At 63.4% G+C, this 10168-nt stretch carries 12 protein-coding genes, 1 tRNA gene and 1 pseudogene; 6 read left to right on the top strand and 8 right to left on the bottom strand.

The window, feature by feature from the left end:
* A pseudogene (locus CB0205_RS16480) lies at positions 1 to 223 on the top strand (mechanosensitive ion channel family protein); the annotation flags it as partial.
* Positions 224 to 297: 74 nt separating this feature from the next.
* On the opposite strand, the gene CB0205_RS0104970 reads toward CB0205_RS16480, so the two are convergent.
* From CB0205_RS0104970 to minD, 4 genes are all read right to left on the bottom strand, one after another.
* Positions 298 to 369, bottom strand: a tRNA-Thr gene (locus CB0205_RS0104970).
* Positions 370 to 395: 26 nt separating this feature from the next.
* The gene (locus tag CB0205_RS0104975) at positions 396 to 599 is read right to left on the bottom strand and encodes a response regulator transcription factor (protein ID WP_050778429.1); all 204 of its coding nucleotides are present in this window, start codon (positions 597 to 599) and stop codon (positions 396 to 398) included.
* A gap of 34 nt (positions 600 to 633) precedes the next feature.
* On the bottom strand, positions 634 to 1017 hold the full coding sequence (gene minE / locus CB0205_RS14270) for a cell division topological specificity factor MinE (protein WP_010315047.1): 384 nt from the start codon (positions 1015 to 1017) through the stop codon (positions 634 to 636).
* A 4-nt stretch (positions 1018 to 1021) separates the two neighbouring features.
* Positions 1022 to 1837, bottom strand: coding sequence for a septum site-determining protein MinD (gene minD / locus CB0205_RS0104985; RefSeq protein ID WP_010315049.1), 816 nt, complete (start codon positions 1835 to 1837; stop codon positions 1022 to 1024).
* Between the two features lie 79 nt (positions 1838 to 1916).
* On the opposite strand from minD, the gene CB0205_RS0104990 reads away from it, so the two are divergent.
* The 3 genes from CB0205_RS0104990 to CB0205_RS0105000 are packed head-to-tail and all read left to right on the top strand — an operon-like array spanning position 1917 to position 4029.
* The gene (locus CB0205_RS0104990) at positions 1917 to 2870 is read left to right on the top strand and encodes a phosphatidylserine/phosphatidylglycerophosphate/cardiolipin synthase family protein (protein ID WP_010315051.1); all 954 of its coding nucleotides are present in this window, start codon (positions 1917 to 1919) and stop codon (positions 2868 to 2870) included.
* Positions 2871 to 2902: 32 nt separating this feature from the next.
* Positions 2903 to 3436 carry a chromate transporter gene (locus CB0205_RS0104995; protein WP_010315055.1) on the top strand — a complete coding sequence of 178 codons (534 nt, stop codon included), beginning with the start codon at positions 2903 to 2905 and terminating at the stop codon, positions 3434 to 3436.
* Positions 3433 to 4029 (top strand): chromate transporter, encoded by a 597-nt coding sequence (locus CB0205_RS0105000; RefSeq protein ID WP_010315057.1) that lies wholly within the window; start codon positions 3433 to 3435, stop codon positions 4027 to 4029. The genes CB0205_RS0104995 and CB0205_RS0105000 overlap by 4 nt, the downstream gene beginning before the upstream one ends.
* Here the strand turns inward: CB0205_RS0105000 and CB0205_RS0105005 are convergent.
* From CB0205_RS0105005 to ctpZ, 3 genes are read right to left on the bottom strand one after another with little or no spacing between them, the layout of a single operon-like run.
* Complete coding sequence (locus CB0205_RS0105005) at positions 4026 to 4679, bottom strand: septum site-determining protein MinC (protein WP_043705487.1); 654 nt, start codon at positions 4677 to 4679, stop codon at positions 4026 to 4028. The genes CB0205_RS0105000 and CB0205_RS0105005 overlap by 4 nt on opposite strands.
* A 10-nt stretch (positions 4680 to 4689) precedes the next feature.
* Entirely contained in the window at positions 4690 to 5952 is a 1263-nt protein-coding gene (locus CB0205_RS0105010) for an HD domain-containing protein (protein WP_010315061.1), read from the bottom strand.
* On the bottom strand, positions 5949 to 7202 hold the full coding sequence (gene ctpZ / locus CB0205_RS0105015; RefSeq protein WP_369791652.1) for a carboxyl-terminal processing protease CtpZ: 1254 nt from the start codon (positions 7200 to 7202) through the stop codon (positions 5949 to 5951). The genes CB0205_RS0105010 and ctpZ overlap by 4 nt, the downstream gene beginning before the upstream one ends.
* Before the next feature lie 68 nt (positions 7203 to 7270).
* Here ctpZ and petB point away from each other — a divergent pair, with 68 nt between their 5' ends.
* Both petB and petD read left to right on the top strand, forming a co-directional pair.
* Entirely contained in the window at positions 7271 to 7951 is a 681-nt protein-coding gene (petB, locus tag CB0205_RS0105020; protein WP_010315065.1) for a cytochrome b6, read from the top strand.
* A 124-nt stretch (positions 7952 to 8075) separates the two neighbouring features.
* Complete coding sequence (petD, locus tag CB0205_RS0105025; protein ID WP_010315067.1) at positions 8076 to 8558, top strand: cytochrome b6-f complex subunit IV; 483 nt, start codon at positions 8076 to 8078, stop codon at positions 8556 to 8558.
* Between the two features lie 64 nt (positions 8559 to 8622).
* Here the strand turns inward: petD and CB0205_RS0105030 are convergent, their stop codons facing one another.
* Positions 8623 to 10074, bottom strand: a complete 1452-nt coding sequence (locus CB0205_RS0105030; RefSeq protein ID WP_029626122.1) for a glycoside hydrolase 100 family protein — start codon at positions 10072 to 10074, stop codon at positions 8623 to 8625.
* Between the last annotated feature and the right edge of the window lie 94 nt (positions 10075 to 10168).

The following is a 10168-nucleotide window of genomic DNA, read 5'->3' on the forward strand; positions in this document are numbered from 1 at the left end:
AGTTAGCGATCTACAGGAGGCGTATGTCTTACAGACCGCACTGAATGACTTTCATGTCAGCTACGAAGTCACGGCCTTTGTCAGTGATCCGTCCCGTTATCGCGAATCCCTTTCAGAGCTCCATGGCCGCCTGCAGGATCGGTTTGCCGAAGCAGGTATCGAAATCCTGTCCCCAGCCGTTCAAAGCTTGCGAGGTTCTCTCGCGATGAATGCTGCGGTTTAAGTCACATACCCCACAAGGATCAGGCCACAAACGTTTAGGGACGATTGGCTCAATCCAATGGACGTGACTTTCAAAGCCGGCTAACGGATTTGAACCGATGGCCTTCGCTTTACAAAAGCGCTGCTCTACCACTGAGCTAAGCCGGCAACGGGGCCTGGCCCCTGCTCAGAGCTTATCGCTCGGCCATGGACCAGAGCAGCAGCTGGGTGCGGTTGCGGCAACCGGTTTTGGCCAGCAGCCGCGACAGGTGGGATTCGACCGTGCGTCGGCTGAGGCTGAGGCTCACCGCGATTGAGCCGTTGCTTTTGCCGTCTCGCAACTCAGAGAGGACCCGCCGCTCGGCTGGTGTGGGCTTAAGGCCTGAGGGGGCAGCCATGGAGAGAGGCAACTGCCCCAAGCATTCCCCTGGATCAGCCCTGGCTGACGATGGGCTCGGGTTCGCCTTCCTCCGTGGCTGTTTCGCTGGCCGCAGGCGCGTCTTCGCTTGCGGGCTCCTCGGCCTCCTCCTCGCTCGCGGCCTCGGGAGTTGGTTTGAAGATGGCCCGGCGAATCGGCAGGTTGGCCACCAGGGCGGTCACGCGATCCTCCGTTTCCAGGCTGACATCGCCTTCGCTGAGATCGATCTCAACGTAGCGGCTGACCACCTCAAGGATCTCGCGCCGCATCTGCTCCAGCAGTTCCGGATTGAGATCGCTGCGGTCATGGGCCAGCACCAGCTGCAGGCGCTCCTTGGCCGTGGTGGCGCTGGCGGGCTGACGCCCAAGCAACTTGTCGATGAATTCGCGCAGGCTCATCAGTTCAGAAAATCTTGGTTTGCATCAGGCGGCTGAGCTTGGCGCGCAAGCCTTGCTTGACCTTGGAGGGATCAATCAGCGGAACGTCTTCACCGCAGATGCGCCGAGCGATGTTGCTGTAGGCGGTGGCGGCAGGGGAGTTGGATCCGCTCAAGGTGAGGGGTTCACCGCGGTTGGTGCTCACGATCACCTGCTCGTCTTCCAGCACCAGACCAAGCAGCGGCAGGGCCAGGATGTCGGTGACGTCATCCACGGCCAACATCTCCTGGTTGGCCATCATCTTGGGGCGCACCCGGTTGAGCACCATCTGAATCGGCTGGATGCCACGGGTGTTGAGCAGTCCGATCACCCGGTCGGCGTCCCGCACGGCGGACACCTCAGGGGTGGTGATCACGATGGCTTCCTTGGCGGCTGCGGCCGCATTCTTAAAGCCGTCCTCGATGCCAGCCGGGCAGTCGATCAGCACGATGTCGTGGCTCTCGCCGAGCATCTCGGCGATGGTTTGCATGTCCTCGGGCTTCAGCCACTCCAGCATCCGTGGATTGCCCGCCGGCAGCAGGGCCAGGTTGGGCTCCTGCTTGTGCTTCACCAGAGCCTGCTCGAGGCGGCAGGTTTCCGAGAGAACGTCCTGGGCGGTGTAGACGATGCGGTTCTCGAGGCCCAGCAGCAGATCCAGGTTGCGCAGGCCAAAATCGGCGTCCAGCACGGCGGTCCGCATGCCCTGCCTGGCCAGAGCAATGCCCAGGTTGGCGGTGAGGGTGGTTTTGCCCACACCCCCCTTGCCTGAGCAGATCAGGATGAAGCGACTACTGGAGGCCACAGCGCACCGAAACGTGCGTGAAGGTTAAGGCCAATTCAGCCGTTTCTCCCTAGACATCAGACGCCAGCTCTGGGCCGTTATGGCAGCCAGTCAACGTCTCCTTGTGATGCCCGATGACGGGGCTCAGGCGGTCGTGGATTGGATCGACCAGGCCCAGTCCCAGCTGCTGCTCAAGCAGTTCAAGCTGCAGAGCGAGGCCATCGAGCAGGCCTTGCTGCGCGCCCAGCAACGGGGGGTGCGGATTCGGGTGATGCTCAATCCCCATACCTCCGGTGGTGACCGCTGGAATGACGAGGCCTTTGCCTTGCTTCAGGGCTGGGGAGTGGAGGTGGCCTGGACCAGCGAGCGCTTCCCGGTCACCCACGAGAAATCGATGGTGATCGATGGTCAGGCGGCCCTGATCGCCACCTTCAACCTCTCAGAGAAGTACTTCACCGAGACCCGTGATTACGGCGTCGTGAGCCATGACCCGCGGGTGATCGAGCAGGTGATGGCGGGCTTTGACGCGGACTGGGAACGCCGCGCGTTTGATCCCCGCCTCGATGTCGGCCTGGTCTGGAGCAGCGTCCACAGCCGCGGGCAGATGGCCCGGGTGATCGATAGCGCCCAGGAGTCGCTGCGCATTCAGCACCCCAAGTTTGTGGACGCCGTGATCCTGGAGCGGCTGGTGGCCGCCAAGCAGCGGGGGGTGAAGGTGCGGGTGCTCTGCGGCGGCAAGCACGGCCTCAGCGATTGGGACGTCTACGACACCTTCAGTTCCCTGCGCCTGCTGGAGCACGCCGGGGTCAAGATCCGGCGCCAAAAGCAGTTGAAGCTGCACGCCAAGTTGATCCTGGTGGACGAGCGCGCCGCCATGACCGGTTCGATGAATATCGACCGCAGCGCCTTTGATCTCCGCCGTGAACTGGGCATTGAGGTCGATGCCCCAGAGGTGATCGCTCGCCTGTCGGAGACGTTCAACGCCGACTGGGAGTCCGCCAAGAAGTACAGCGCCCCGGATCCACTGGATCCGGCGTATCACGAGGAGGGCTAGCTGCCGCCGGATCCCCACTTCGTGCACGACTGATGGATCCCACCCACCGGCAGTTGTTCTGGGGCATGCAGCAGGTGGCCCTTTCCTCCTTTGGAGGAGGACTCTCGGCCTGGAGCGAGCGAATCGTCGTCGAAGACAAGGAGTGGATGACCAAGCAGGAGTTCATCACTGGCCTGACGGTGGCCCGCCTGTTCCCTGGCCCAAACCAGATCAACATGGCGATCTACATCGGCAGTCATTTCCGTGGCCTGACCGGCGCCTTGGCGGCCCTGGCGGGAATCCTGCTGCTGCCCTTCAGCGTCTTGATGGCACTTGGGCTTGCCTACTACTACCTGCACACGTCGGTGGGAGTGGATCGTCTCCTGGCGGGAGTGATCACGGCCTCAGCGGGCATGGCCCTGTCCATGGGCTTCAAGATTGCCGCCGCCTACCTGAAGGATCGCGTCGCGCTGCTGCTGGCGGCCATCAGCTTTGTGGCGATGACGGTCTTCCATGTGCGACTGGTGCCGTTGGTGCTGGTGGCGGGCCCCTTGGCGATGGCCTGGTATTGGCCGAGAAAGCCATGACCAGCCTGCTGGCTGCGGTCTGTCAACCGGCCCATCTGGGGGATTGGCGCAATTTGATCGCCGTGATCTGGGACTTCCTCAGCCTGTCGCTGTTTTCCCTGGGTGGCGGGAACACGCTGCTGGCGGAGTACCACTACATGGCGGTCGACAAGTACTGCTGGCTGAGCTCCCAACAGTTCGCCGAGATCTACGCCATTGCCGAAGGGGCACCGGGTCCCAGCTCGATGATTGTTGGTTTGCTCGGCATGGGGGCTGCCTTTCAGGAGGGCCCCTTCTGGGGTCTGCTCAGTGGGGTGATGGCGGAGGTGGCGATCCTGTTGCCCTCCACCCTGCTGATGGTGATTGCGGCCTTGAGTTGGAATCGCTTTAAGACCTCCCCCTTTCGGCTGGCCTTCGAGCGCGCGATGGGACCGATCACCCTCGGGGTGCTGTTTGCCGTTGGCCTGAAGATCCTGCGGATCTCCGATCACGACACCCCCGCCTATGCGGTCTCGGCGGTCGTCTGTTTTTTGATGCTGCGCACCAAGATCTCCCCCTTGTGGTTCATGGCCGTGGCCGCTGGCCTGGGGGCGTTTGGTTTGGTGAACCGTTAAGCCTCCTGGGGCCAGAGCGGTTCAGCCGGTCGGATGGCAATGGCTCCATCCAGCAGCAGTGCTTCCTCGCTAAATCCCGGAGGGGGTAGGTCCTCAGGCCCCCGAGCCACGGCGTGGGCAATGCGCAACTGCAGCGGGCGCAGTTGCAGCGCCACGACCCGGGCCGCGGTGTTGCCCGCTTGGCCGGCATGGGCAATGCCGCGCAGCCGTCCCCAGACCCGAACGTCTCCGTTGGCACTGACCCGGGCCCCTGGATTGACGTCTCCGAGCACCAGCACGGAGCCATCGACCTGCAGGTGATCGCCCGAGCGCAGGGTGCCCCGGTGGATGGTGAGATCGCTGGCCTCCGCTGCAGGGCGGCTTAGCTCGGGGAGTGCCTCTGTGATCAGGGCGGTTTCGAGCCCAAGCGCCGCTGCGGGAACCAGGCTCAGGGCCTCCCGGGCTTCGACGCGAACCAAGGGTTGTTGGGCTTGCTGGAGCAGCTCGGCGATGGCGCGCAGGTCCGGCAGGCTCAGCAGCCGGTCGTCGCAGACCAGCACGGCAGCTCCAGGGCCATCCGTCGCCCCGAGTTGGGAGCGGACTTCATCGAGTGCCGAGGCCTCAGCCTTGCGAAGGGGCTTGAGCTGGAAGCGACGGGGAGCGGCCTGCATGGCGTGCAACTTAGGGATCTCCCGCTGCAACTTCTAGGGCCAGGGCTTCGCGGATCGCCGGGGTGATCTCCGGTGGATGAATCAGCCAGGCGGTTTGGGTTGGTTGGATCAGGCTGCGAATCAGCGGTGAGCGCTGCTCAATGGCCCCGAGCTGATGCCCATCCCAGAGACGAAGCCCACCTTTATAAGGGTGATAGCCGTGGTTGCTCTGCTGGTGCAGGCCGCAGCAGAGGTCAGGGCGCAGTCCGGCCGACTCACTCAGGGTCTGTGCCCGAGCCAGTAGCGCCAGACGCCTCTCCTGGGGGAGCTGGCTGAGATCGGAGGCTCGCAGCAGTTCTCGGTTGAGGACCCGTCCGCAGAGTTGCTGGAGCGGGGCCGGTCCCTCCTCCAGCCAGCGCTGCAGGTGATAGCCCGTTCTCACGTCGTCATTACCCAGGAAGGCCTCGAGATCAAGAGTCTTGGGTTCCCAGAGCCAGCGCTGCATCACGGCATCGGCCCAGACCTGATCGGGTCCCAGTTCCCGGGCCAGCGCAATGGTCCGGTTCAGCAGCCAGTTGCAGACCACATTGAGGCGGTGGTTGTAGACGCTGCGGTACATCAGGTTGCGCACCACCAGGTAGTGCTCGACAGCCATCAGCCCCTTGGGCTGCAGGGCGAGTTGGCCATCGGGGGCCAGGGTCAGGCTGGCCAGGATGCGCTCGAGGTCGAGCACCCCGTAGCTGGCGCCTGTGTTGTAGCTGTCCCGCAGCAGGTAATCGAGGCGATCGCAATCGAGCTGGCTGCTGACCAGCGCCTTGATGGCTGGATTGCGAAAGCGGCCGTGCTCCAGCAGGTCGGCGACCTGATCGGCCGTGCCCTCAGCAAAGGCTTCAAGCGGCTCCCTGAGCGAGGGGTGCTCACGGATCAGTCGACTGGACCAGCTCTCATGGTGCAGTCCATACATCTCCTCGCCGGAGTGGCTGAGGGGGCCATGGCCGACGTCGTGCAGCAGGGCCGCGGCGTAGAGCACCCCCCGGTGCTCGCTGAGTTCGGGATGGCTGCGGCCCAGGTTCCCCAGGGCTTGGCGGGCGAGATGCAGGACCCCCAGGGAGTGGGTGAAACGGCTGGACTCGGCCCCGTGGAAGGTCAGGTAGGCCGGCCCCAGTTGCCGGATCCGCCTGAGCCGCTGGAAGACCGGCGTGTCGATCAGATCGATCGCCAGGGCTTCGGCGGGTTCGCGCCGGGACAGTCGGATCGCCCCGTGCAGCGGATCGTGATAGGTGCGGGCGCTCATCCGGCTTCGATCTGCTCAGCGAGTTGGTTCAGGGCGATCTCCAGCCAGGTGTCCCCGTCCCCGCCGGGATTGAGCGGTTCGGGATCCGCCAGGCGTTGGTCGGGTTCGATCCCCAGGTTTTGGATATCCCGTCCACTGGGGGTGAGGTAGCGGGCCACGGTGACGGCCAGACCACTGCCATCACCCCCCAGGCCGATCAGGGTCTGGATCAAGCCCTTACCAAAGGTCCGGCTGCCAAGAAGCGGTGAGCGCTGGTCGTCCTGCAGGGCCCCAGCCAGAATTTCACTGGCGCTGGCGGTGCCTTCGTTCACCAGGGTGAGCATCGGGCCGTCATAGAGCTGGCCGCGGCTGGCCTGCTGGGCATCGCTAAAGCCATCACGGTTTTGGGTCTCGACGATTGGGCCCCCATCCAAAAAGACGTTGGCGACGGCCAGGCCCGCGCTGACGAGGCCACCGGAGTTGTTCCTGAGATCCAGGATCAGGCCGTCGATGTCCAGGGCTTGCAGCTTCTGCAGTGCCTTGGCCAGCTCCTGGGGGACGGGTTCGGCGAACTGGGTGATGCGGATGTAGCCCAGGCGATGCCCAGCGGTTTGGATCAGGCGGCTGCGGACGGGCTGAAGGTCCACCTGCCGGCGCCTGAGTTCCACCTCTTGGGATTTACCGCTCGGGGTGATCAGCTCCAGCAGAACGGAGGTGCCTTCTTTGCCCCGCAGACGGGCCGCGGTGGCCTCCAGGCCCAAATCCGCTGTGCTCAAACCATCGACACTCTTGAGAACGCTGGCGCTGCTGATGCCGGCTTCGGCCGCCGGGGAGCCCTCGAGCGGGGCAATGACCACGATGGCGGTGTCGTCCTGGCGAATCCCGAGCTGCAGGCCGACCCCACTGACGCTTCCTTCTGTATTGGCCTTCAGCGTTCGGAAGTCAGCTGGCCTCAGCAGGCGGGTGTAGGGATCTCCAATCGGGGCCAGCATCGCCTCGATGGCGTCGTAGGCATCGGCACTGCTCTGGATGGAGCGCTCCAGTGCTTTCTGCCGCAGCCGTTTCCAATGAATGGTGTCGAAGCGATCGGGATCGACATAGCTCTGGTTCACCAGGCGCCAGCTCTCAACCACGAGCTGTTGGCCATCGTTGAGGGCCAGGGCAGGTGCGGCGGTCAGCCACAGGCTTAAGAACCAGGACAGCGCAAGCGCTGCAACGGATTTCAGCTCCCTCGAGCGCCGCGGAGTCGGGTTTTGTGGCGGTGATGTCACAAGCGGCGCCGCGCTCACGAGCGGCAGGAGGTGATCGGTAGACTCTGCCAACCAAACCCAATCGCTGCATGGCGAACTCCTCACCCGCCGCCGGCGGAAAGTCATCGCCCGTCTACGACTGGTTCAACGAGCGCCTGGACATCCAGGACATCGTTGACGATGTCGCGTCGAAGTACGTGCCGCCCCACGTCAACATCTTCTATTGCCTGGGCGGCATCACCCTGGTCTGCTTCCTGGTGCAGTTCGCGACCGGCTTCGCGATGACCTTCTATTACAAGCCGACCGTGGCTGAGGCCTACGCCTCGGTTCAGTACCTGATGACCGATGTCAGCTTCGGCTGGCTGATCCGCTCGGTTCACCGCTGGAGCGCCTCGATGATGGTGCTGATGCTGATCCTGCACGTCTTCCGCGTGTACCTGACCGGCGGCTTCAAGCGCCCCCGTGAGCTCACCTGGATCACCGGCGTGACCATGGCTGTGATCACCGTGTCCTTCGGTGTGACCGGTTACTCCCTGCCTTGGGATCAGGTCGGCTACTGGGCTGTGAAGATCGTCTCGGGTGTTCCCGCAGCCGTGCCCGTCGTTGGTGACTTCATGGTTGAGCTGCTGCGCGGCGGCGAGAGTGTTGGCCAGGCCACCCTCACGCGCTTCTACAGCCTGCACACCTTCGTGATGCCCTGGCTGCTGGCCGTGTTCATGCTCATGCACTTCCTGATGATCCGGAAGCAGGGCATCTCCGGTCCCTTGTGATTTCCGCCACGGGGTCGCTTTGTTGCGATCCCTGACGGCTCTCTTTCGACGGCTCCGCCACACCCAGGGCGGTTTCTAGCCTTCCTTCACTGGGAAACAAACGACTCCAACGTCGGTCACCCTCATGCATATCCTTAAGAAGCCAGATCTCAGCGATCCCAAGCTGCGGGCCAAGCTCGCCAAGGGCATGGGTCACAACTATTACGGCGAGCCCGCCTGGCCGAACGACCTCCTCTACATCTTCCCGGTGGTGATCCTGGGAACCCTGGCCTGCCTGGTGGGCCTGGCAGTTCTCGACCCCGCGATGCTGGGCGACAAGGCTGATCCCTTCGCCACTCCTCTGGAGATCCTTCCTGAGTGGTACCTGTATCCGGTTTTCCAGATCCTGCGCGTGGTGCCCAACAAGCTGCTGGGTATCGCTCTGCAGACCATGATTCCCCTGGGTCTGATGTTGGTGCCCTTCATCGAGAGCTTCAACAAGTTCCAGAACCCCTTCCGCCGGCCCGTGGCCATGGGTGCCTTCCTGTTCGGCACCGTGTTCACCATCTATCTGGGCATCGGCGCTGCTCTGCCGATCGACAAATCCCTGACCCTGGGTCTCTTCTGATCCAAAGCCCCGCGCTTGTGTTCTTCAGCCCTGGCCTCGTGCCGGGGCTTTTTTGTGCCCGCCCTTAGGGCGCGTTGATGTCGAGCATGTCCACGTCGTCGGTCTTGACCCGCAGGATGTGATGCAGCAGAAGGAAACCGACGATGGTCCAGGTCTGATAGGTCCGCGCCTGCTGTCCCACCCAGGTGCCGGTTGGTCCATCGAAGTACTCGGCCCACTGCTGCCTTGGCAGTTGGTTGAGCTGCATCCAGTAGCACTCTTCGAGCATGGCCTGCATCTGGCCCATCAGCAGGACATCGGCCGTGGGATAGAGCCGTTGATGCAGCAGAACGGCACCGCCGAGATACCAGAGCAGGCTCGGCCAGTGGCCTCCGTTGTGATAACTCCAGGGCCAGTTCTTCGGGTCTGATCCGGTTTTCTCACTCCACTTGTCCCCTTCGAGCGGTGGATGGCAGATGCGCATGGGCATCTGGGCCATGAGCTCATCGCGGTTGTGCAGCACCAGGCGGAAGAGAGCCCGTTGCTGGGGTGCGGTGATCAGACCAAAGAGGCAGCCCAGACAATTGCCCAGGCTGTAGAAGCGGAAGTCCGGCCGGCCGGTCCGCATGTTGCCGATCAGATAGCCGCCGCGATCCTCGAGCCAGTCCTGCAGCCAGGGCGGAATGACCTGGGGCTGGACGTTGAATTCGTTGAGGGACTGCTGCTCGCCGTATTGCTCGGTGGGGCGCCGGCGCAGGACCTGCATGGTTTTGCTGGTCACCCAGTAGTGCTTGAGCAGGTAGCGGCGTAGGTCGTATTTCCACTGCTTGGTCAGGACCAGTCGCTGCTCCAGCAATCGACTGTTGTGGCTTTTCTGCGCCAGCTCCATCAGCTGGCAGCAGCAACGGAGGCAGCCAAAGAGCAGGGCCTCGACCTCCAGTGGAGCGCCCCAGACATCCATGGGGCGATCAATCATGAACGAGCAGTCCGGCACGAAGAGCACGGGCGTGCCCTCGAAGGTGGGGTGCAGGACCAGATCGAGCAGCAGTTGGATCCCCCGCTGGACCTTCTGGCTGGCGCCGAACTCGTAGTCCTTGCTGCGTTTGACGTAGAGCCAGGCGAGGACAGGCCACCAGAGGCTGGCATCGACACTGGTGATCCGGCCGATGGAGCGCTGTCCGTAGTCAGCGAGGAGCTCGTCGCCGTCCTCGACAAAGCTGGTGGGGAAGACCCCGCGGGTTTGGTAGGTGCTGCTCTGCAGCTCCAGGGAGATATCGAGGAAGTTGCGAACGATTTGGTAGCGGCCCTTGAGCAGCAGATAGAGCATCACCGGGACGTTGTCCCGCAGGAAGACCTCGCCGTAGTTCAGGGCTTCATCCCCACCGCCGGGATGGGAGAGGGCCGCTACGGATCCAACGAGTTCACCGCGGATGCGAACGAGGGTCTTCTCAAAGTGCTCCTCTGCGGCCGCAACGACCGCCTCTTCGCGCGAGCTGGGTCTGACGCGAAGACGCTCTTGGCTGAATTGCTTGGCCAGGACTGGCCTCCCGCTGATCGCCTGTCTTGCCAAACCCTAGAAATGGTCTGGGGTTTCGTCAGCCCCATCGGCCGCGTTTGACGCAGTGGGGGTC

This window comes from Synechococcus sp. CB0205, assembly GCF_000179255.1.
Lineage (GTDB): Bacteria > Cyanobacteriota > Cyanobacteriia > PCC-6307 > Cyanobiaceae > Vulcanococcus.

Excerpts from the sequence above, each read along its gene's own strand:
- CB0205_RS0104975 (WP_050778429.1), bottom strand. The coding sequence starts at position 599 with ATGGCTGCCCCCTCAGGCCTTAAGCCCACACCAGCCGAGCGGCGGGTC.
- minE (WP_010315047.1), bottom strand. The coding sequence starts at position 1,017 with ATGAGCCTGCGCGAATTCATCGACAAGTTGCTTGGGCGTCAGCCCGCC.
- CB0205_RS0104990 (WP_010315051.1), top strand. The coding sequence starts at position 1,917 with ATGGCAGCCAGTCAACGTCTCCTTGTGATGCCCGATGACGGGGCTCAG.
- CB0205_RS0104995 (WP_010315055.1), top strand. The coding sequence starts at position 2,903 with ATGGATCCCACCCACCGGCAGTTGTTCTGGGGCATGCAGCAGGTGGCC.
- CB0205_RS0105000 (WP_010315057.1), top strand. The coding sequence starts at position 3,433 with ATGACCAGCCTGCTGGCTGCGGTCTGTCAACCGGCCCATCTGGGGGAT.
- CB0205_RS0105005 (WP_043705487.1), bottom strand. The coding sequence starts at position 4,679 with ATGCAGGCCGCTCCCCGTCGCTTCCAGCTCAAGCCCCTTCGCAAGGCT.
- CB0205_RS0105010 (WP_010315061.1), bottom strand. The coding sequence starts at position 5,952 with ATGAGCGCCCGCACCTATCACGATCCGCTGCACGGGGCGATCCGACTG.
- petB (WP_010315065.1), top strand. The coding sequence starts at position 7,271 with ATGGCGAACTCCTCACCCGCCGCCGGCGGAAAGTCATCGCCCGTCTAC.
- petD (WP_010315067.1), top strand. The coding sequence starts at position 8,076 with ATGCATATCCTTAAGAAGCCAGATCTCAGCGATCCCAAGCTGCGGGCC.